18 protein-coding genes are annotated in these 20,880 nt (G+C 55.3%); 12 read left to right on the top strand and 6 right to left on the bottom strand.

Annotated elements, in window-relative coordinates:
* The first annotated feature begins 42 nt into the window (after positions 1-42).
* From ACSZPU_RS13355 to ACSZPU_RS13335, 5 genes are all read left to right on the top strand, one after another.
* The gene (locus ACSZPU_RS13355) at positions 43-180 is read left to right on the top strand and encodes a hypothetical protein (RefSeq protein WP_498999476.1); all 138 of its coding nucleotides are present in this window, start codon (positions 43-45) and stop codon (positions 178-180) included.
* 50 nt (positions 181-230) lie between these two features.
* Entirely contained in the window at positions 231-878 is a 648-nt protein-coding gene (locus ACSZPU_RS13350; protein WP_498999467.1) for an MOSC domain-containing protein, read from the top strand.
* A gap of 178 nt (positions 879-1,056) precedes the next feature.
* Positions 1,057-1,731, top strand: a complete 675-nt coding sequence (phoP, locus tag ACSZPU_RS13345) for a two-component system response regulator PhoP (RefSeq protein WP_498999465.1) — start codon at positions 1,057-1,059, stop codon at positions 1,729-1,731.
* Positions 1,728-3,191: a two-component system sensor histidine kinase PhoQ gene (gene phoQ / locus ACSZPU_RS13340; protein ID WP_498999462.1), complete on the top strand. Its 1,464-nt coding sequence runs from the start codon at positions 1,728-1,730 to the stop codon at positions 3,189-3,191. The genes phoP and phoQ overlap by 4 nt, the downstream gene beginning before the upstream one ends.
* 90 nt (positions 3,192-3,281) lie before the next feature.
* Positions 3,282-4,403 (top strand): ribosomal protein uL16 3-hydroxylase, encoded by a 1,122-nt coding sequence (locus ACSZPU_RS13335; RefSeq protein ID WP_498999460.1) that lies wholly within the window; start codon positions 3,282-3,284, stop codon positions 4,401-4,403.
* Between the two features lie 67 nt (positions 4,404-4,470).
* Here the strand turns inward: ACSZPU_RS13335 and pepT are convergent, their stop codons facing one another.
* On the bottom strand, positions 4,471-5,697 hold the full coding sequence (pepT, locus tag ACSZPU_RS13330; protein ID WP_498999458.1) for a peptidase T: 1,227 nt from the start codon (positions 5,695-5,697) through the stop codon (positions 4,471-4,473).
* 257 nt (positions 5,698-5,954) lie between these two features.
* Here pepT and potA point away from each other — a divergent pair, with 257 nt between their 5' ends.
* Genes potA through potD form a run of 4 tightly spaced genes read left to right on the top strand, consistent with a single transcriptional unit; the run spans position 5,955 to position 9,766 of the window.
* The gene (potA, locus tag ACSZPU_RS13325) at positions 5,955-7,106 is read left to right on the top strand and encodes a spermidine/putrescine ABC transporter ATP-binding protein PotA (protein ID WP_498999473.1); all 1,152 of its coding nucleotides are present in this window, start codon (positions 5,955-5,957) and stop codon (positions 7,104-7,106) included.
* Positions 7,090-7,947 carry a spermidine/putrescine ABC transporter permease PotB gene (gene potB / locus ACSZPU_RS13320; protein WP_498999455.1) on the top strand — a complete coding sequence of 286 codons (858 nt, stop codon included), beginning with the start codon at positions 7,090-7,092 and terminating at the stop codon, positions 7,945-7,947. Before potA ends, potB begins: the two co-directional genes overlap by 17 nt.
* A complete protein-coding gene (potC, locus tag ACSZPU_RS13315) occupies positions 7,944-8,735 on the top strand; it encodes a spermidine/putrescine ABC transporter permease PotC (RefSeq protein WP_498999452.1) in 792 nt (263 codons plus the stop codon). The genes potB and potC overlap by 4 nt, the downstream gene beginning before the upstream one ends.
* Entirely contained in the window at positions 8,732-9,766 is a 1,035-nt protein-coding gene (gene potD, locus ACSZPU_RS13310) for a spermidine/putrescine ABC transporter substrate-binding protein PotD (protein WP_498999450.1), read from the top strand. Before potC ends, potD begins: the two co-directional genes overlap by 4 nt.
* An 84-nt stretch (positions 9,767-9,850) precedes the next feature.
* On the opposite strand, the gene cobB is transcribed toward potD, so the two are convergent.
* Genes cobB through lolC form a run of 5 tightly spaced genes read right to left on the bottom strand, consistent with a single transcriptional unit; the run spans position 9,851 to position 14,757 of the window.
* Complete coding sequence (gene cobB / locus ACSZPU_RS13305) at positions 9,851-10,672, bottom strand: Sir2 family NAD+-dependent deacetylase (protein ID WP_498999448.1); 822 nt, start codon at positions 10,670-10,672, stop codon at positions 9,851-9,853.
* Positions 10,673-10,687: 15 nt separating this feature from the next.
* The gene (gene nagK, locus ACSZPU_RS13300) at positions 10,688-11,599 is read right to left on the bottom strand and encodes an N-acetylglucosamine kinase (protein WP_498999446.1); all 912 of its coding nucleotides are present in this window, start codon (positions 11,597-11,599) and stop codon (positions 10,688-10,690) included.
* Positions 11,600-11,619: 20 nt separating this feature from the next.
* Positions 11,620-12,864, bottom strand: a complete 1,245-nt coding sequence (gene lolE / locus ACSZPU_RS13295; RefSeq protein ID WP_498999470.1) for a lipoprotein-releasing ABC transporter permease subunit LolE — start codon at positions 12,862-12,864, stop codon at positions 11,620-11,622.
* On the bottom strand, positions 12,864-13,565 hold the full coding sequence (gene lolD / locus ACSZPU_RS13290; protein WP_498999444.1) for a lipoprotein-releasing ABC transporter ATP-binding protein LolD: 702 nt from the start codon (positions 13,563-13,565) through the stop codon (positions 12,864-12,866). The genes lolE and lolD overlap by 1 nt, the downstream gene beginning before the upstream one ends.
* Positions 13,558-14,757 carry a lipoprotein-releasing ABC transporter permease subunit LolC gene (lolC, locus tag ACSZPU_RS13285; protein WP_498999442.1) on the bottom strand — a complete coding sequence of 400 codons (1,200 nt, stop codon included), beginning with the start codon at positions 14,755-14,757 and terminating at the stop codon, positions 13,558-13,560. The genes lolD and lolC overlap by 8 nt, the downstream gene beginning before the upstream one ends.
* Positions 14,758-15,046: 289 nt before the next feature.
* Between lolC and ACSZPU_RS13280 the strand changes: the two genes are divergently transcribed.
* From ACSZPU_RS13280 to ldtC, 3 genes are all read left to right on the top strand, one after another.
* Positions 15,047-16,120 carry an acyltransferase family protein gene (locus tag ACSZPU_RS13280; protein ID WP_498999440.1) on the top strand — a complete coding sequence of 358 codons (1,074 nt, stop codon included), beginning with the start codon at positions 15,047-15,049 and terminating at the stop codon, positions 16,118-16,120.
* A gap of 114 nt (positions 16,121-16,234) precedes the next feature.
* The gene (mfd, locus tag ACSZPU_RS13275) at positions 16,235-19,681 is read left to right on the top strand and encodes a transcription-repair coupling factor (RefSeq protein WP_498999437.1); all 3,447 of its coding nucleotides are present in this window, start codon (positions 16,235-16,237) and stop codon (positions 19,679-19,681) included.
* Positions 19,682-19,836: 155 nt separating this feature from the next.
* The gene (ldtC, locus tag ACSZPU_RS13270) at positions 19,837-20,790 is read left to right on the top strand and encodes a L,D-transpeptidase LdtC (protein ID WP_498999434.1); all 954 of its coding nucleotides are present in this window, start codon (positions 19,837-19,839) and stop codon (positions 20,788-20,790) included.
* The last annotated feature ends 90 nt before the right edge of the window (positions 20,791-20,880 follow it).

Below are 20,880 nucleotides of genomic sequence, written 5' to 3'. Positions count from 1 at the left end.
GTCATGATAATAGGGCCTTCTGATTAGAAGGCCCTATTATCAATGATTTTTATCCTCGTGACGACACTATCTAGCGTGAATGCCTCGGTGAACAACCTCTTTGATACCCGCTATTTCTACAGCGAAGGATTTATCGAAGAGGGGCGTAATTTCTGGGCAGGCGTAGAGTATAAATTCTAAGTCACTCCTCCCCCGCCAGACGGGGGAGATTTCCCTTCAACGGAGGAAGCATGAATCAGCGAAATGTGACCGGCACGCTGGCCGCCATTCTCGGTAATGAGCAGCAGCCTGACGGTACCCAACGCAAAGTGATGCTGGCAGGGCCTGTGTTTTTGCATACCAACGGCTTACGCGCGGAAAACGGCATTGAGGAACATTACCCCGACAGCGACTGCGCGCTAATGCAGTATGCGCAGGAGCACTATGCCTTCTGGCGTCAGCGCTACCCAACGCAGGCAGCCCGTCTTGCTACGCCGGGCATCTTTGGCGAGAATTTATCCAGTCTTGGTCTGACGGAAGACAACGTCTGTCCCGGCGATATCTTCGCCCTCGGTACGGCGCAAATTCAGGTCTCCTGGGGGCGCGAAGCCTGCAAGACCATGGCGGCACGGCTGGAAGATACGGGTGCCCCGGAGATCATGCATCAGCAATCTCGAAACGGTTGGTTTTATCGTGTACTGCAATCTGGCGAAACGCAACAAGGCGATCGCTTTGTACTGATTGACCGTGTCTACTCCGACTGGCCACTGAGCCGGGTACAGGCCAGCGTTTTTGCTGCCACACCTGACCTTTCCGAACTTGAAACCCTCAGCACATTTAGTCTTCTTGCCCTGCCGTGGCAAGACAAAATTGCTGCCTCGCTTGCGCGCACCCGTTAACCGCTCACCACGCCGGGCTGTCGCAGGAGAGCGCTGGCGTGTAAAACATATCGTCGTGCAAAAATATCACTGCCTGTTATATAAACCGGGTATCCTGCTGGTTTAAACAATGTTTATCGCTCCCGCCGCATAATTAGCGTTAGACTATTTATGCACTTATTCGATGAGAGGAATCACGATGCGCGTACTCGTTGTGGAGGACAATGCCCTGTTACGTCACCATTTAAAAGTTCAGCTTCAGGAACTGGGACATCAGGTCGACGCCGCGGAAGATGCAAAGGAAGCGGACTATTTTCTTAATGAACACGTGCCCGATATCGCGATTGTCGATCTCGGCCTGCCCGATGAAGACGGGTTATCGCTGATTCGCCGCTGGCGCAGCCATGATGTTTCATTACCCGTATTGGTCCTGACGGCACGTGAAGGCTGGCAGGACAAAGTGGAAGTACTGAGCGCCGGTGCGGACGATTACGTCACCAAACCCTTCCATATTGAAGAAGTGGTGGCACGCATCCAAGCACTGATGCGCCGTAACAGCGGCCTGGCGTCACAGGTTATCTCGATGCCACCGTTCCAGGTGGATCTCTCCCGTCGTGAAATGTCGATCAGCAGTGAAGTCGTCAAACTGACGGCGTTTGAATATACCATCATGGAAACCCTGATTCGTAACAGCGGCAAGGTCGTTAGCAAAGATTCCCTGATGCTCCAGCTGTATCCGGATGCCGAACTGCGGGAAAGCCATACGATTGATGTCCTGATGGGACGCCTGCGTAAAAAAATTCAGGCACTCTATCCCACAGAGGTGATCACCACGGTGCGTGGCCAGGGTTATCTCTTCGAACTGCCCAAATGAGGCGAGTGCTGCGGCATCTTCTGCCGCTCTCATTACGGGTTCGTTTCCTTCTGGCAACCGCCGCCGTTGTGCTGGTGCTCTCACTGGCCTATGGCATGGTTGCCCTGGTCGGCTATAGCGTCAGCTTTGATAAGACCACGTTCCGTCTGCTGCGCGGTGAAAGCAATCTGTTCTATACCCTTGCCCGCTGGGAAAACGGCACCCTCAGCGTCGACCTGCCGCACAGCCTCAATATGCAAAGCCCGACCATCACGCTGATTTATGACAAAGACGGCAAGCTTATCTGGGCACAACGCGATATCCCCTGGCTGGCAAAACGCGTCGACCCGGCCTGGCTTAAGGCTGACGGATTCCATGAAATTGAAGCGGATGTGGACGATTCCAGTACGCTGGTCGATAACGATGAGTCGGTGGTGGAACAGTTCAATGAGATTCGGGAAGACGACAATACCTCGGAAATGACCCACTCGGTGGCGGTCAACCTCTATCCGGCCACGGCGCGGATGCCGCAGCTCACTATCGTCGCCATTGACACTGTGCCGATTGAACTCAAACGTTCATGGATGGTGTGGAGCTGGTTTATTTACGTGCTGGCGGCAAACCTGCTGCTGGTGATCCCGTTACTGTGGATGGCGGCATGGTGGAGCTTGCGCCCGATTGAGGAGCTGGCAAAGGAGGTGCGTGAGCTGGAAGACCATCATCGCGAAAACCTGAACCCGGCCACCACGCGCGAACTCACCAGCCTGGTGCGCAACCTCAATCGCCTGCTGAAAAGCGAGCGTGAGCGTTACGACAAGTACCGCACCACCCTCACCGATTTGACGCACAGCCTGAAAACCCCGCTGGCGGTGCTACAAAGTACGTTGCGTTCGCTGCGCAGTGAAAAGCTGAGCGTTAGCGACGCCGAACCGGTGATGCTGGAGCAGATCAGCCGTATTTCTCAGCAGATTGGTTACTACCTGCATCGCGCCAGCATGCGCGGTGGCAGTGGGCTGCTTAGCCGTGAGCTTCACCCGGTCGCCCCTCTGCTTGATAGCCTGACCTCGGCGCTGAACAAGGTGTATCAACGCAAAGGGGTGAATATCAGCCTCGATATCTCGCCGGAAATCAGCTTTGTCGGCGAGAAAAACGATTTTATGGAAGTGATCGGCAACCTGCTGGATAACGCCTGCAAATATTGCCTCGAATTTGTCGAAGTGTCGGCAAGACAGACCGATGAGAGCATACACATCATTATTGAAGATGATGGCCCGGGGATCCCGATGTCCAAACGTGAGATGGTTTTCGACCGTGGTCGGCGCGCCGATACGCTGCGTCCCGGCCAGGGCGTGGGATTATCCGTTGCGCGTGAAATCGTTGAACAATACGACGGGCAGATCCTGACCAGCGAAAGTTTGCTCGGCGGGGCCAAAATGGAAGCCATCTTCGGCCGTCAGCAGCCGATAAGCGGCGATAATTAAAGCATTCAGTCAAAATAACGCGGCCTGTCCCACGCAGGCCGCCTACCATCCGTTATACTCCGACTCAAACTAACGTTTGGGGAAACAAACATGGACTATAACATCAACCTTAACTGGCCGGATTTTATCGCGCGCTACTGGCAAAAACGCCCGGTGGTACTGAAACGCGGCTTTGCTCAATTTATCGATCCCATTTCCCCTGACGAACTGGCCGGCCTGGCTATGGAAGATGAAGTCGACAGCCGACTGGTTAGCCATCTCGACGGTAAATGGCAGGTCAGCCACGGGCCGTTCGAAAGCTACGATCATCTGGGCGAAAGCAACTGGTCGTTGCTGGTACAGGCGGTGAACAACTGGCATGAGCCAACATCGGCGCTGATGCGTCCGTTCCGCGCCCTGCCCGACTGGCGCACCGACGATGTGATGATTTCGTTTTCCGTGCCCGGCGGCGGCGTTGGCCCGCACCTCGATCAGTACGATGTGTTTATCATTCAGGGCACCGGTCGTCGTCGCTGGCGGGTTGGCGAAAAAACGCCGATGAAGCAACACTGCCCGCACCCGGACCTGCTGCAGGTTGCTCCCTTCGAGGCCATCATCGACGAAGAGATGGAACCGGGCGATATCCTCTATATTCCACCGGGATTCCCGCACGAGGGCTACTCGCTGGAAAATTCCATGAACTACTCCGTGGGCTATCGCGCGCCGAGTGGACGCGAGCTGATCAGTGGTTTTGCCGACTACGTACTGCAGCGCGAGCTGGGCAGCCTGCGCTATACCGACCCGGACGTGCCATCACGCGAGCACCCGGCGGACGTGCTGCCGCAAGAGCTGGACGGTCTGCGCCAGATGATGCTGGATCTGATCAATCAGCCGGAGCATTTCAATGAGTGGATCGGCGAGTTTATTACTCAGTCGCGCCATGAGCTGGACGTCACCCCGCCGGAGCCGCCGTATCAGCCGGATGAGATTTACGACGCGCTGAAACAGGGCGATAAGCTGGTGCGTTTAGGCGGCCTGCGCGTGTTGCGTATCGCAGGGGAAGTGTTCGTCAACGGCGAGCGGATCAACTCACCGCATCGCCCGGCACTCGATGCGCTGGCAAACCATATGGTGCTCAATGAGAACGCCTTTGGCGATGCGCTGGAAGACCCGTCCTTCCTCGCCATGCTCGCGGCGCTGGTCAATAGCGGCTATTGGTTCTTCGAAGACTAAGCCATAAAAAAGCCGGGCAACATCACGTTTGCCCGGCCTGTCTGTTATGCATTATCAGGGAAAGCGTTTATCCCTGTTTCGCGGTTAACTCGGCAATACGCACGATCACCTGAACCGCTTTTTCCATTCCGTCCAGCGTCACGAACTCATGCTTACCGTGGTAGTTATAGCCACCAGTAAACAGATTGGGACACGGCAGTCCCATAAACGACAGCTGGGCACCATCGGTACCGCCGCGAATCGCTTTCATCTGCGGTTCGATATCGCAATCGCGCATAGCCTGACAGGCAATATCGATAATGTGCGGATGATCGACAACCTTCTCGCGCATGTTGTAATAGCTGTCTTCAATCACCAGTTCGATATAGCAGTCCGGATGTAGACCTTTCCCGACCTTTTTGGCGATCTCCATCATTTTGCGTTTACGCGACTCAAACTCTTTGCGGTCGAAATCTCGAATGATGTAGTGCATCTCTGCCCGTTCAACGGTGCCTTTAATGCTGGTGAGATGGTAGAAGCCTTCGTAGCCTTCGGTGTTTTCCGGGCTCTCTTCGGCAGGCACCAGCGCATGAATGCGGGTTGCCAACGACATGGCGTTGACCATCACCCCTTTCGCGGTGCCCGGGTGGACGTTGTTGCCGACAATCTTGATGGTGACCGACGCAGCGTTGAAGTTCTCAAACTCCAGCTCACCGACCCCGCCACCGTCAACGGTGTACGCCCATTTCGCGCCAAACGCCTCGACGTCAAAATGCTTCGCCCCTTTGCCCACTTCTTCGTCCGGGGTGAAGGCCACATGAATATCCCCATGCGGGATTTTTTTCTGTTTCAGTACCGCCATCGCGGTCATGATTTCCGCCACACCGGCTTTGTCGTCCGCACCCAGCAGCGTTTTACCGTCAGTGGTAATAAGCGTCTGACCCAGAAGCTGGTGCAGCACCGGGAACATGACGGGTGAGAGTATTTCATCACCGATACCCAGCGCGATATCCCCGCCACGGTAGTTTTCGAGGATTTGCGGGTTCACATTCTTACCGCTGCAATCCGGGGACGTATCAACGTGAGAAATGAAACCGATGGCCGGCACCGGCTTATCAATGGTTGAAGGCAGCGTGGCCATCACCGTACCTTTCTCGCTCAGTGTGACGTTTTCCAGCCCCATATCTTCAAGCTGTTGCTGGAGCAGGCGCAGGAGCTTCCATTGCCCGTCGGTGCTCGGCACCTGACGAACACCCGGCTTCGACTGAGTATCCAGCGCGACATACTGTAAAAAACGCTCTAATAATTTATCCATGCAGCCACCCTCGCTAAACGTGACAACATTATCAATAAGCCCGAAAACACAAATATTGCGTCAGGTCACTTTTATCCCGCAAACGAGAATATTTTCATTTTTGTTTTGCTCAATTAAACGTAGCTGACAAAATCAACTTTTGGCCGTGAAAATAGATCAATGATTGGCGATTTCAGTGCTTTGCCGTAGAATGCCAGGCCTTCATCAATGTGTCAGACCCTAAGGTGGTTAATCACGAACCCCGCATCCGGAGCGCGATCCGATGCGTTGACAAGGGACAGAGTAAAAAATTGAATACACAACCGCGTTCACCCACTCCGCTGGTGCAACTGGTCGACCTTTGTAAAGGTTTTGATGGTAAAGCGGTCATTTCTGACTTTAACCTGACCATCAATCACGGCGAATTTCTCACCCTGCTCGGCCCATCCGGCTGTGGCAAAACCACCGTGCTTCGCCTGATCGCCGGGCTTGAAAGCGTTGATGTGGGCCATATCAAACTCGACGATCGGGATATCACCGACGTTCCGGCAGAACATCGCCATGTGAATACCGTCTTTCAAAGCTACGCACTGTTTCCCCACATGACCGTTTTTGACAACGTGGCATTTGGCCTGCGGATGCAGAAAACCCCGGCGGCGGAAATTGCTCCGCGCGTTACCGACGCCCTGCGAATGGTGCAACTGGAAGAGTTTGCCCAGCGCAAACCGCACCAGCTCTCCGGCGGCCAGCAGCAGCGTGTGGCCATTGCCCGCGCCGTGGTGAACAAACCGCGCCTGCTGCTGCTCGATGAGTCGCTCTCCGCGCTGGATTACAAGCTGCGCAAGCAGATGCAAAACGAACTCAAAGCGCTACAACGTAAGCTCGGTATTACCTTCGTTTTCGTCACCCACGACCAGGAAGAGGCACTGACCATGTCCGACAGGATCGTGGTGATGCGCGACGGCAAAATTGAACAGGACGGCACGCCACGGGAAATTTACGAAGAGCCGAAGAACCTGTTTGTCGCCAGTTTTATTGGCGAGATTAATATTTTCAATGCCACCGTTATCGAGCGCCTTGATGAGCAGCGCGTACGCGCCAGCGTTGAAGACCGCGAGTGCAATATTTACGTCAACTTCGCGGTAGAAAAAGGCCAGACGCTAAACGTGATGCTGCGCCCGGAAGATTTACGCGTGGAAGAGATTCACGATGTCGCTGAAGTTGAAGGATTGGTGGGTTATGTGCGCGAGCGTAACTATAAAGGGATGACGCTGGAATCGGTGGTGGAGCTGGAAAACGGCAAAATGGTGCTGGTCAGCGAATTCTTCAACGAAGATGACCCTGATTTTGACCACTCCCTGAACCAGAAAATGGCGATTAACTGGGTAGAAAGCTGGGAGGTCGTACTGGCTGATGAAGAGCACAAGTAAATTCCAGAATGTGGTGATTGCCACAATCGTCGGTTGGCTTGTGCTGTTTGTCTTTCTGCCCAACCTGATGATCATTGTTACCAGCTTTTTGACCCGCGATGATGCCCATTTTGTCGCTATGGTCTTCTCGCTGGATAACTATGCCCGTCTGCTGGACCCTCTCTATTTTGATGTGCTGCTGCACTCGCTAAATATGGCGGTGATAGCCACCCTCGCCTGCCTGGCACTGGGATACCCGTTCGCCTGGTTTCTGGCAAAATTGCCTGCCAAAGTGCGTCCGCTGCTGCTGTTTTTGCTGATTGTTCCCTTCTGGACCAACTCGCTGATTCGTATTTACGGCCTGAAGATCTTCCTCAGCACCAAAGGGTATCTGAATACCTTTTTGCTCTGGCTGGGGGTGATTGATGAGCCGATACGCGTGATGTTCACCCCTGCGGCGGTGATTATAGGACTGGTATATATCCTGTTGCCCTTTATGGTCATGCCGCTCTATTCCAGTATCGAAAAGCTCGATAAACCCTTGCTGGAAGCGGCGAAGGATCTCGGCGCCAGCAAGCTGCAGACCTTTTTGCGCATTATTATTCCGCTGACTATGCCGGGCATTATTGCCGGTTGCCTGCTGGTATTGCTGCCCGCAATGGGGCTGTTTTACGTCTCGGATCTGATGGGCGGGGCGAAAAATCTGCTGATTGGCAACGTGATCAAAAGTCAGTTTCTCAATATTCGCGACTGGCCGTTTGGCGCAGCCACCAGCATCACGCTGACCATTGTGATGGGCCTGCTGTTACTGGTTTACTGGCGCGCCGCGCGTCTGCTGGACAAAAAGGTGGAGCTGGAATGATTGGTCGACTGCTGCGCGGCGGTTTTATGACCGCCATTTATGCATACCTTTATATCCCCATCATCATCCTGATCGTGAACTCGTTTAACAGCTCGCGGTTTGGCATTAACTGGCAAGGCTTTACCACCGACTGGTACAGTCTGCTAATGAACAACGACAGTCTGCTACAAGCGGCGCAACACTCGCTGACCATGGCGGTGCTCTCTGCGACGTTTGCGACGCTTATTGGTTCGCTGACCGCCGTGGCGCTGTACCGCTATCGCTTTCGCGGCAAACCTTTTGTCAGCGGCATGCTGTTCGTGGTGATGATGTCGCCGGATATCGTTATGGCCATCTCATTGTTGGTGCTGTTTATGCTGGTGGGCATTCAGCTTGGCTTCTGGTCGCTGCTGTTCTCGCACATTACGTTTTGCCTGCCTTTCGTGGTGGTGACGGTCTATTCACGGCTGAAAGGGTTTGATGTGCGGATGCTGGAAGCGGCAAAAGATCTGGGGGCCAGCGAGCTGGTTATCCTGCGCAAAGTCATTTTGCCGCTGGCGATGCCTGCCGTGGCAGCGGGATGGCTGCTGAGCTTTACCCTGTCGATGGACGACGTGGTGGTCTCATCCTTCGTTACCGGACCGGGCTATGAAATTCTGCCACTGAAAATCTATTCCATGGTGAAAGTCGGCGTCTCACCCGAGGTGAACGCGCTGGCAACGATTCTGTTAGTTCTGTCGCTGGTGATGGTTGTCGCAAGCCAGCTGATTGCACGCGATAAAACAAAATCTCGAAGGATATTGAAATGAAAAAAATGCTTGCCGCTGTGACGCTGATGTTCGGAATGGGCGCAGCACATGCTGACGACAGCAAGACGCTCTATTTCTACAACTGGACGGAATATGTGCCGCCAGGCCTGCTGGAACAGTTCACCAAAGAGACGGGCATCAAGGTTATCTATTCGACGTATGAATCGAATGAAACCATGTATGCCAAGCTCAAAACCTATAAAGACGGCGCATACGATCTGGTGGTGCCCTCCACCTACTTCGTCGACAAAATGCGCAAAGAGGGCATGATCCAAAAGATCGATAAAACACAGCTGACCAACTTCCACAATCTCGACCCGGAAATGTTGAACAAGCCGTTTGACCCAAATAACGACTACTCCATCCCGTATATCTGGGGCGCGACGGCGATTGGTATCAACAGCGAAGAGATTGACCCTAAGACGGTGACCAGTTGGGCAGATTTATGGAAGCCAGAATATAAAAGCAGTCTGCTGCTTACCGACGATGCGCGCGAAGTCTTCCAGGTGGCGCTGCGTAAACTGGGGCTTTCCGGCAATACCACCGATCCGAAAGAGATCGAAGCGGCGTACAAAGAGCTGCAAAAACTGATGCCTAACGTGGCGGCGTTCAACTCCGATAACCCGGCGAACCCGTATATGGAAGGCGAAGTGAATCTGGGAATGGTGTGGAATGGCTCCGCGTATGTCGCCCGTCAGGCGGGCACACCGCTGCAGGTAATTTGGCCGAAAGAAGGCGGCATCTTCTGGATGGACAGCCTCTCGATTCCGGCCAATGCCAAAAACAAAGAAGGCGCGCTTAAGCTTATCAACTTCCTGCTGCGCCCGGAAATTGCGCAACAGGTAGCGGAAACCATTGGCTATCCGACGCCAAATCTGGCCGCGCGTAAATTACTGAGCCCGGAAGTGGCGAATGACAAATCGCTCTACCCGGACGCCGAGACTATCAGCAAAGGCGAATGGCAAAACGATGTCGGCAGCGCTAGTGCCATTTACGAAGAGTATTACCAGAAGTTAAAGGCGGGTCGTTGAGTTAGCGCGAGATTTCCCCTCACCCCGCCCCAAACAGCGCCGTGCTATCCTCTCTCCCCTGTGGGGGGAGGGTGAGGGGTTATTTCAAAGCCCTTTCAGCAGCTTCTCAACATATTCCGGCACTACTTCACTGGCGAGACCGTAATGCTTCTCTTCGAACTCGCTGCCGACCTGGCTCGGTTCAAGATTGAGCTCAACGGTGTGCGCGCCGTGCAGTTTGGCCTCATGGACAAAACCGGCCGCCGGATAGACATGCCCGGAAGTGCCGATAGCGATAAACACATCGGCCATTGAAATCGCATGATAAATCTCGTCCATCCCGAGCGGCATCTCGCCAAACCAGACCACGTGCGGGCGAAGCGGTGCGGGGAACTGACAGCAGTGACATTTATCTTCCGGGGTGACGTCCTGCGTCCACACCAGCACTTGCCCGCTCTGCGAGCAGCGCACTTTCAGCAATTCACCGTGCATATGGATGATATGGTGGTTGCCGGCGCGCTCGTGCAGGTTGTCGATGTTTTGCGTCACCAGCAAAAAGCGATCGCCCAGGATATCTTCCAGCTTCGCCAGTGCCAGATGCGCCGGATTTGGCGCGATCTCCGGTAGCTGAAGCTGCTGGCGGCGCGCATTATAGAAAGACTGCACCAGCTGCGGGTTGCGGGCGAAACCTTCCGGCGTTGCCACATCCTCCACGTGATGTTCTTCCCATAGCCCGTCCGCCGCGCGGAAGGTGCGAATGCCTGATTCGGCGGAGATCCCCGCCCCCGTAAGTACCACTACTCTCGGTTTTTCCATCACTTCCGGCACCACCTGGTCTCTGAAAAAGATCCGCTGGCGTAAGCGTTCACGCAAACGGCGTTTATTACGGCGAAAACAACTGAGACGATGTGACCGACGAGACTGCATATCATCCTCTCAGGACTAATCAGTAAGATGAAGGAAAGCGGCGCCACGCATGCCACCCGCATCGCCGTGACGCGCACGTTCAATGCGGGGGATCCGCGCAACCGGCAACAAATGCGGCGGTAATCGCTCCGCCAGCAACGACGTCAGGGCAGAGAAATTCGATAACCCACCGCCGAGAACCAGTAAATCCGGGTCCACAATAGTCAGTATATTCCCCAGACACACTGCCAGCAGATCAGCATAGCGCTCAACATGCGCTTTCGCCTGTGCGTCGCCCTGCTCCCAGCGAGCAATGATTTCCGGAGACGATAATGATTGATGGTAGTAATGCTGGTACAGCCAGGCAAAACCGCGACCGGACAGGTAGTTTTCGATGCAGCCCAGTTTACCGCAGCCGCAGCGCGTCAGCGGAAAATCAAAGCCCATCAGCGTCATGGCATCTACCGGCAGGCGGATATGGCCAAATTCGCCGGTAATGTAGCTGCGACCCTTAAGGGTCTGGCCGTTTGCGACAATCCCCCCACCGACGCCGGTGCCGAGGATAAGCCCCATCACAATCGGGTACTGGCGGAACTCATCGTCCCAGGCTTCGGAAAGGGCAAAACAGTTGGCGTCATTATCGAGGCGGACATCGCGTGCGAGTCTGGCGCTCAAATCTTTGCGCAGCGGTTTGCCGCTGGCAGCAGGCACATTCGCAGCATAGAGGGTGCCATCGGCGGTTTCCGGCATGCCCGGAATACCGATGCCGACGCTGCCCTGGCCACCGAAGCGCTCATCGGCTTCGGCCACCAGTTGGGCGACCGTCGTTAAAAAGGTTTCATAACTGTCTTTCGGTGTGGCGACGCGCTTTTCCCATTGCAAACGTCGGGTATCGTCAAATACCCCCAGCGCGATTTTGCTTCCGCCGATATCAAATCCGTAATACATCGCCTCTCCTTTGCTTCTTATTATTGTCCGCTCAGCACCCTCGCCGGATCGATATTGCTTGCCCGGCGCGCCGGATACCAGCTTGCCAACAGACTCAGCACCAGCGCGGTGACCAGCACATACACCACATCCAGTGCGTGTAATTCCGACGGTAAGAAATCGATAAAGTAGATATCGCCGGATAAAAATTGATGCCCAATGATTTTCTCAATCACGCTGATGATCGCGGTCAGTTGCAGTGACGCCACCACGCCGATCACCACGCCGATCACGCTGCCCAGCAGGCCCGCCAGCAGCCCATACCAGACGAAAATCGCGCGGATCAGGCCGTCTTTGGCCCCTAGCGTACGCAATACGGCGATATCGCTGCTCTTGTCTTTTACCGCCATCACCAGCGTAGAGACGATGTTGAAACAGGCGACGCCGATCACCAGCACCATCGCCAGATACATAATGGCGCGGATCATCTGAATGTCGCGGTACATGTAGCCGTACTTGCCGATCCAGCTTTTGATGTACACATAGTTATTGGTGACCTGACCAGCATTACGCACCAAGGTACTGGCGTTAAAGACGTCATTCACCTTGATAGCGATACCGGTCACGCTGCTGCCCATATCCAGGTACTGCTGCGCGTCTTCCATGGGGACCATCGCAAACGCATGGTCGAGCTGACCGCTCAGTTGCAGTACGCCGGTGACGTGCAGCCTGACGCGTTTGGGCTGCAATAATTTGTGGTCGGTGTCGGAGTTGGGGATCATGATCGACACCCAATCGCCCTGCTTCACGTTCAGCGCATCCGCGACGCCTTTACCGAGAATAATCTGTTGCTCACCCGGTTTAAAATTGCGCCAGGCGTCGGCCTGGACAAAATTCGGTAATGCGCTCAGGCGGGACTCTTGCTCCGGGTTAACCCCTTTGACCTGAATCGCCCGCAGATTGGTGCCGCTTTCCACCAGCCCGGTGAAATTAATATAGGGCGCAGCGGCGACAATGCCCGGCACTTTTTCCACTTTTGCCAGCGCGTCGTTCCAGTTATTCCACGGCTGATTCACCGGCTCGATTTCGCCATGCGGCACCACCGCCAGAATGCGGTTGTTAAGCTCACGCTCGAAGCCGTTCATCGCGCTCAGGCCGACGATCAGTACCGCCACGCCCAGCGCAATACCCACCGTCGAGATAACGGAAATCAGCGATACCATGCCGCTGCGACGACGGCCGCGGCTAAAACGCAGGCCAATCAGTAATGACAGAGGAGACGCCATCACTCAGCTCCCATCAGGGTCGTTTCGGTGCTCAGGCGGCCATCGCGCATCTCCAACTGACGGCCCATCCGTTTCGCCAGTTGCAGATCATGCGTGACCACCAGGAAGGCGGTACCCTGAGATTTGTTCAGTTCGCCCAGCAGCTGGAAGATGCTGTCTGCGTTGCGGGCATCCAGATTACCAGTCGGCTCATCCGCCAACACCAGACGCGGGTTATTCACCAGCGCACGGGCAATTGCAACACGTTGACGCTCACCGCCGGAAAGCTCAGACGGGCGGTGGCTGGCGCGATGTTCAAGCCCGACCGCACGCAGCATTTCCCGCGCCCGGACATCAATTTCCGCCGGTTGGTGTTTGCCAATCAGCAACGGCATCGCGACGTTTTCCAGCGCGGTAAAATCAGGCAGCAGGTGGTGGAACTGGTAGATAAAGCCCAGCTCGCGATTACGCAACTCCCCTTTCGCCGCCGAGGAGAGTTTGCTCAGTTGCTGGTTATCAAAGGTCACTTCGCCGGATGTCGGGGTATCCAGCCCGCCCAGCAGATGCAGCAGCGTACTTTTACCGGAACCGGAGCTGCCGACAATCGCCATCAGCTCGCCTTCACCCACGCTAAAGCTCACATCGTGCAACACGTCTGTTTGCACTTTCCCTTCCTGATAGCGTTTGCACAGGTTGTCGCATTGCAACAGGATCTTATTCATAACGTAAAGCCTCAGCGGGTTGAGTGGCGGCAGCGCGCCAGGAAGGATAAAGCGTAGACAGCAACGCGATGGCCATCGCCACCAGCGCAATAACAACGACCTGTAACGGCTCAATGGCCACCGGCAGCGCAGCGCCGTCAAGTAAAGCACCAATAATCGGCATCAGATTATTCAACTGACTGGCCAGCAGCGCACCCAGCACAGCGCCCAGCAGCGCGCCGATGATGCCCGCGCTTGCGCCCTGCACCATAAAGACCGCCATAATCTGACGCGGCGTGAGCCCCTGGGTTTGCAGGATCGCCACCTCGCCCTGTTTTTCCATCACCATCAGGCCCAGAGAGGTAATAATGTTGAAAGCCGCCACCGCGATGATCAGGCTCAACAGCAGCCCCATCATGTTTTTCTCCATGCGCACGGCCTGGAACAGCTCGCCTTTACGATCGCGCCAGTCCTGCCATTTGGTGCCCTGCGGCAACGTCTGCTGGCTCAGAACATCCACCTGCAACGGCGCATCCAGCCACAAACGCCAGCCAGTAATATTACCAGCCGGATAACGCATCAGACGGGACGCATCCTGGATATTGACCAGCATCTGGTAGTCATCCACTTCACTGCTGGCCGCAAAAGTACCGATTACGGTAAACAGACGCTGGCTGGGCAGACGGCCCATCGGGGTGAACTGGCTGGCGGACGGCACCATAACGCGAATCTGGTCGCCGCGATTAACGCCTAATTGCCCGGCTAGGCCTTCACCGAGGATCACATTGTACTGCCCGGCTTCCAGCACAGACTGCTGCACATTGACCAGGTATGGCGTCAGCGGATCTTTTTGCGCCGGATCGACTCCCAGCATCACGCCTACGGCCACGCTACGGGCGCTTTGCAGGACAACATCGCCAGTACTCAGCGGCGCAATGCGATTGACGCCCTGCAGTTTGAGCCCGCTGGCCGGTAATTGTTCAGGATTGATGGAGCCGTTCTGCGCGGTGATCACCGCCTGCGGCATCAGCCCCAGGATGTTGTTTTGCAGCTCGCGCTCAAAGCCATTCATGACCGATAGCACGGTCACCAGCGCCATCACGCCAAGCGTGATGCCAATGGTCGACAGCCAGGAAACGAAACGACCGAAGCGGTCGGCTGCACGCCCACGCATATAGCGCAGGCCGATAAAGAGAGTGACAGGCTGGTACATGAAATCCGTCTGGTTGCTGTTAGCAGACTCCGAAGTATATAAGCGAAAGCGTAGAGCGTAAATGAGTGAAACGGTAAGCGGACGTCTCAGATGGCAGGAAAAAATCCGATAAATCAAATCGCTAGTTGCGTGACTTTTGCGCGTTTCGCTTTCCGTTGATATCCCATTTTCCCCATCGCCACCTGATCTTTATCCGAAAATGGCGGAAATACAGACTGTTTACCGTTACACCCCGCCGTGAGCCAACCAGGATTAACGCCGAACTTTGAAATGCTAACGGCGAAAGACGATGAAAAAAAAGACACTATGGATCAATCAGATCAAGGGGTTATGTATCTGTCTGGTGGTTATCTATCATTCAGTTATTACGTTTTACCCCCACCTCACCACATTTGGCCACGCGTGGTCGGAAACCCTCGCCAAATGTTGGATCTACTTTAATCTCTACCTCGCGCCCTTCCGCATGCCGGTGTTCTTTTTTATCTCCGGCTACCTGATTCGACGTTATATCGATGAGGTGCCGTGGAAGGAGACTGTCGACAAGCGAATCTGGAGCATCTTTTATGTGCTTGTACTCTGGGGCGTACTGCAATGGCTGGCACTGGGCCACATCAATGACTGGCTGGCCCCCACGCGTGATTTAAGCAATGCCTCTAACGCTGCTTATGCGGACACGCCCACCGAGTTTATCCAGGGTATGCTCACCGCCAGTACCAGCCTGTGGTATCTCTACGCGCTGGTGGTTTACTTTATTTTGTGCAAGTTACTGAGCCGCTGGTCCCTCGCGGCGCTGGCCGCCATGGCGCTGCTGAGTGTCGCAATTAACTTTTTGCCTTCGCCCTGGTGGGGTATGAACAGCGTGCTGCGCAATATGATCTACTACAGCATGGGGGCGTGGTTCGGCGGCACCATTATGGACACGCTTAAGCGCATCTCTCTTCGCCGCTACGCTATTGTACTGGCGGGGGCGCTGGTGGTGGCAGTGGCACTGTGGTTTTTCAATGTCTCGCTGCCATTGAGCCTGCTGTCGGTGGTGCTGATTTTGCGTCTGTTCCGCGCGCTGGAAGAGCGCTTTGGCTCCAGTGAAAACTCGCTGCTCAATATCGTGGGTAGCAATACGCTTGCTATCTACACCACGCACCGCATCCTGATTGAAGCCTTCAGTCTGGCCTTGCTGAAACCGATGAACGCCGGGCGCTGGCCGCCTGCGTTCGAGCTGTCTATCGTATTGCTCTACCCGTTCGTGAGCCTTGTTATCTGCACACTGGTGGGCTTATGTATTCGCAAAATGTCGTCAGCAATGTTTGCCGACCTGTTTTTCACCCCGCCCGCAAAATTACTTCCGGCAACGCAGACACGATAAGCCGGCGCGTTGAGGTTGGCGAATAGTGCACAATCGCGGATAATAAAGGGATTGCGTATCAGTGATATGCCCCCATAACAAGGGGCATGTCCACAAGAGACCCAGACCCTATCTATGCCTGAACAATACCGTTATTCCCTGCCCGCCAAAGCAGGCGAGCAGCGCCAGCTTGGCGAACTGACCGACGCGGCCTGCGCGACCGAAGTCGCGGAAATCATTGAGCGCCATAAAGGTCCGGTGGTACTGATTGCGCCGGATATGCAAAATGCCCTGCGTCTGCACGATGAAATCACCCAGTTCACTGACAACCTGGTGATGAATCTCTCTGACTGGGAGACGCTGCCATACGACTGTTTCTCGCCGCATCAGGAAATTATCTCCTCACGTCTTTCCACGCTTTACCAGTTGCCCTCTATGCAGCGCGGCGTGCTGATTGTCTCGGTGAACACGCTGATGCAGCGTGTCTGCCCTCATAGCTATTTACACGGGCATGCGCTGGTCATGAAAAAGGGTCAGCGCCTGTCGCGTGACGCCCTGCGTGCACAGCTGGACAGCGCGGGCTATCGCCATGTGGATCAGGTGATGGAACACGGTGAGTACGCCACCCGTGGCGCGCTGCTGGATCTGTTCCCGATGGGGAGCGCACAGCCTTACCGTCTTGATTTCTTCGACGATGAAATCGACAGCCTTCGTCTCTTCGACCCCGACAGCCAGCGCACGCTGGAAGAGGTCGAGGCCATTAATTTACTGCCAGCCCATGAATTCCCGACGGATAAAACCGCCATCGAGCTGTTCCGCAGCCAGTGGCGCGATAAGTTCGACGTCAAACGCGACGCCGAACATATCTACCAGCAGGTGAGCAAAGGCACGCTGCCAACCGGGATTGAATACTGGCAGCCGCTGTTTTTCAGTGAGCCGTTGCCGTCGCTGTTTAGCTATTTGCCGGGCAACACATTGCTCGTCAATACAGGCGATCTGGAAAACAGCGCGGAACGCTTTAGCCAGGAGACGCAGGCGCGCTTCGAAAATCGCGGCGTGGACCCGATGCGTCCCCTTCTGGTACCGGACTTATTGTGGCTGCGGGTGGATGAACTGTTCAGCGAACTCAAACGCTGGCCGCGCGTACAACTCAAAACCGACAACCTGGCGGACAAAGCCGCCAATGTGAATCTCGGTTACCGGACACTGCCGGATCTGGCCGTGCAGGCGCAGCAAAAATCGCCGCTGGATAATTTGCGCAAGTTCCTCGAATCCTTCACCGGGCCGGTGGTCTTTTCGGTGGAAAGCGAGGGACGTCGCGAAGCACTGGGGGAATTACTTGCCCGTATCAAGGTGGCACCGAAGCGGATTACCCGACTCGATGATGCAGAGAATGCCGGGCGCTATCTGATCATTGGCGCAGCTGAACATGGTTTTATCGACACGCTGCGTAACCGGGCGCTGATTTGTGAAAGCGATCTGCTGGGCGAGCGCGTTGCCCGTCGCCGCCAGGATACGCGTCGCACCATTAACCCCGACACGCTGATTCGTAACCTCGCCGAATTGCACCCCGGCCAGCCGGTGGTCCACCTGGAGCACGGCGTTGGGCGCTATGCGGGGATGACAACCCTCGAGGCGGGCGGCATCAAAGGGGAATACCTGATGCTGACCTATGCCGGGGATGCCAAACTGTATGTGCCGGTTTCGTCGTTACATCTGATCAGCCGCTATGCCGGGGGCGCTGAGGACAACGCTCCGCTGCACAAACTGGGCGGTGACGTCTGGGCGCGCGCGCGGCAAAAAGCGGCGGAAAAAGTCCGCGATGTGGCGGCAGAATTGCTCGATATCTACGCCCAGCGCGCCGCCAAGTCCGGTTTTGCGTTTAAACACGATCGCGAACAGTATCAGCTTTTCTGCGACAGCTTCCCGTTTGAAACCACGCCAGATCAGGCGCAGGCTATTAACGCGGTGTTAAGTGATATGTGTCAGCCACTGGCAATGGACCGCCTGGTGTGCGGCGATGTCGGCTTTGGTAAAACCGAAGTGGCGATGCGCGCCGCCTTCCTCGCCGTCGAAAACAACAAGCAGGTGGCGGTACTGGTGCCGACAACCCTGCTCGCTCAGCAGCATTTCGACAACTTCCGCGACCGCTTCGCCAACTGGCCGGTGCGCGTGGAAATGCTCTCGCGTTTTCGTAGCACGAAAGAGCAGACGCAAATACTGGAACAGGCGGCTGAGGGTAAAATCGATATTCTTATCGGCACCCATAAGCTGCTGCAAAGCGACGTGAAATGGAAAGATTTGGGGCTGCTGATTGTCGATGAAGAGCACCGTTTCGGCGTGAGGCATAAAGAGCGAATCAAAGCGATGCGCTCTGACGTGGATATCCTCACGCTGACCGCCACCCCGATCCCGCGTACGCTGAATATGGCCATGAGCGGCATGCGCGATCTGTCGATCATTGCGACGCCACCCGCGCGCCGTCTGGCGGTGAAAACCTTCGTTCGCGAATACGACAGCCTGGTGGTCCGCGAGGCGATCCTGCGTGAAGTGCTGCGCGGTGGGCAGGTCTACTATCTCTATAACGACGTTGAAAACATTCAGAAAGCTGCCGACAGACTGGCAGAGTTGGTGCCGGAAGCGCGTATTGCCATCGGTCACGGGCAGATGCGTGAACGTGAACTGGAACGGGTGATGAATGATTTCCACCACCAGCGCTTTAATGTGCTGGTGTGCACCACCATCATCGAAACCGGGATCGACATCCCCACCGCAAACACCATTATTATTGAGCGTGCCGATCACTTTGGCCTTGCGCAGCTCCACCAGCTGCGTGGACGCGTGGGACGTTCGCACCACCAGGCCTATGCCTGGCTGCTGACCCCGCATCCAAAAGCGATGACCCCCGATGCGCAAAAACGGCTGGAAGCCATCGCCTCGCTGGAAGATTTGGGTGCCGGTTTCGCCCTCGCCACCCACGATCTGGAGATCCGCGGCGCTGGCGAGCTGTTGGGTGAAGATCAGAGCGGATCAATGGAAACCATCGGCTTTTCGCTGTACATGGAGCTGCTGGAAAACGCGGTCGATGCGCTCAAGGCCGGACGCGAGCCGTCGCTTGAAGATCTCACCAGCCAGCAGACGGAAGTCGAGCTGCGCATGCCTTCCCTGCTGCCGGATGATTTTATTCCCGACGTCAACACGCGCCTCTCGTTCTATAAACGCGTTGCCAGTGCAAAAAGTGAAAATGAGCTTGATGAGATCAAAGTGGAATTAATTGACCGCTTTGGCCTGCTGCCCGACGCTGCGCGAAACCTGCTGGATATTGCGCGTCTGCGTCAACAGGCGCAGAAGCTGGGGATACGTAAGCTCGAAGGGAATGAAAAAGGCGGTACCATTGAGTTCAACGAGAAGAACCATGTTAACCCGGCATGGCTTATCGGCCTGCTGCAAAAGCAGCCGAAACACTTCCGCCTTGATGGCCCGACGCGCCTGAAATTCTTCCAGGAGCTGACGGAACGCAAAACCCGTATGGACTGGGTGCGCAGCTTCATGCAACAGCTGGAAGAAAACGCCATCGCATAATGCCTCTGCGGGCCAGCTATCATGGCTGGCCCGTTTATTTTCCTGAATATTTACAAACACTTTCACTCCTCCAGGACTTCCCGACACTTCCTGCGGCCATAATTCCATAACGCAGATCTATCAAAATAACCTTATTATTTACATGGATTATGGTAATGATTAAACATTCACAATTTATCCTCTGGGCGATGTTCCTCGCCGCCTCGCTGGTCTTACCGGCGAAAGCCAATACCTGGCCTTTGCCGCCCCCCGGTAGCCGGGTGGTCGGTGAAAACCGCTATCACGTGGTGGAAAACGATGGCGGCTCGCTGGAAGCGATTGCCAAAAAATACAATGTCGGTTTCCTGGCATTACTGCAGGCCAACCCCGGCGTCGATCCTTATGTTCCCCGTCCGGGTAATGTGCTGACGATCCCGCTGCAGACCTTGCTGCCAGACGTGCCGCGTGAAGGCATTGTTATCAATCTGGCCGAACTGCGTCTCTACTATTACCCGCCGGGTAAAAACGAGGTGACGGTCTACCCTATCGGCATCGGCCAACTCGGTGGCGATACGCTGACACCGACGATGGTGACGACCGTTTCCGACAAACGCGCCAATCCAACCTGGACGCCTACCGCCAATATCCGCGCACGCTATAAAGTACAAGGAATAGATTTACCGGCGGTTGTCCCTGCCGGGCCGGAAAACCCGATGGGCCACCATGCCATTCGCCTTGCCGCGCACGGTGGCGTCTACCTGATTCATGGGACCAACGCTGATTTTGGCATTGGCATGCGCGTGAGCTCTGGCTGTATTCGTCTGCGCGATAACGACATTGCCGCATTGTTCAGCGTGATCACGCCAGGTACACGCGTGAATATTATCAATACGCCAATCAAAGCGTCTGTTGAACCTGACGGCACGCGGCTGGTAGAAATCCATCAGCCGCTGTCTAAATCCATCGATGACGACCCTAAAACATTACCAATTGTACTTAACGCCAGCATGCAGGCCTTCAAAGACTCGCCGCAAAGCGCGAGTGAGGTGATAGTACGTGCAATTGAAGTACGATCCGGCATGCCGGTGGATGTCACCCGCCACATCAGCGTGCAGCAACAATCCCTGTAATTTTCTGGTAGTAAAATAAATATCCTCCGGCATAGCCGGAGGTTTTTCTGATGCGCCTATAAGGCTCTCTTACCAGCCGCGCCCTAACAG

It is taken from the genome of Phytobacter sp. V69 (assembly GCF_965644215.1).
Taxonomy (GTDB): domain Bacteria; phylum Pseudomonadota; class Gammaproteobacteria; order Enterobacterales; family Enterobacteriaceae; genus Phytobacter.
Note: the sequence above shows the minus strand (reverse complement) of the source record. Positions and strands in the feature narration are given on the sequence as shown.

Coding starts and splice junctions, on each gene's coding strand:
- potC (WP_498999452.1), top strand. CDS start 7,944: ATGATTGGTCGACTGCTGCGCGGCGGTTTTATGACCGCCATTTATGCA.
- cobB (WP_498999448.1), bottom strand. CDS start 10,672: ATGCAGTCTCGTCGGTCACATCGTCTCAGTTGTTTTCGCCGTAATAAA.
- lolC (WP_498999442.1), bottom strand. CDS start 14,757: ATGTACCAGCCTGTCACTCTCTTTATCGGCCTGCGCTATATGCGTGGG.
- ACSZPU_RS13355 (WP_498999476.1), top strand. CDS start 43: ATGATTTTTATCCTCGTGACGACACTATCTAGCGTGAATGCCTCGGTG.
- potB (WP_498999455.1), top strand. CDS start 7,090: ATGAAGAGCACAAGTAAATTCCAGAATGTGGTGATTGCCACAATCGTC.
- phoQ (WP_498999462.1), top strand. CDS start 1,728: ATGAGGCGAGTGCTGCGGCATCTTCTGCCGCTCTCATTACGGGTTCGT.
- lolE (WP_498999470.1), bottom strand. CDS start 12,864: ATGGCGTCTCCTCTGTCATTACTGATTGGCCTGCGTTTTAGCCGCGGC.
- nagK (WP_498999446.1), bottom strand. CDS start 11,599: ATGTATTACGGATTTGATATCGGCGGAAGCAAAATCGCGCTGGGGGTA.
- pepT (WP_498999458.1), bottom strand. CDS start 5,697: ATGGATAAATTATTAGAGCGTTTTTTACAGTATGTCGCGCTGGATACT.
- ldtC (WP_498999434.1), top strand. CDS start 19,837: ATGATTAAACATTCACAATTTATCCTCTGGGCGATGTTCCTCGCCGCC.
- lolD (WP_498999444.1), bottom strand. CDS start 13,565: ATGAATAAGATCCTGTTGCAATGCGACAACCTGTGCAAACGCTATCAG.
- phoP (WP_498999465.1), top strand. CDS start 1,057: ATGCGCGTACTCGTTGTGGAGGACAATGCCCTGTTACGTCACCATTTA.
- ACSZPU_RS13335 (WP_498999460.1), top strand. CDS start 3,282: ATGGACTATAACATCAACCTTAACTGGCCGGATTTTATCGCGCGCTAC.
- potD (WP_498999450.1), top strand. CDS start 8,732: ATGAAAAAAATGCTTGCCGCTGTGACGCTGATGTTCGGAATGGGCGCA.
- mfd (WP_498999437.1), top strand. CDS start 16,235: ATGCCTGAACAATACCGTTATTCCCTGCCCGCCAAAGCAGGCGAGCAG.
- ACSZPU_RS13280 (WP_498999440.1), top strand. CDS start 15,047: ATGAAAAAAAAGACACTATGGATCAATCAGATCAAGGGGTTATGTATC.
- ACSZPU_RS13350 (WP_498999467.1), top strand. CDS start 231: ATGAATCAGCGAAATGTGACCGGCACGCTGGCCGCCATTCTCGGTAAT.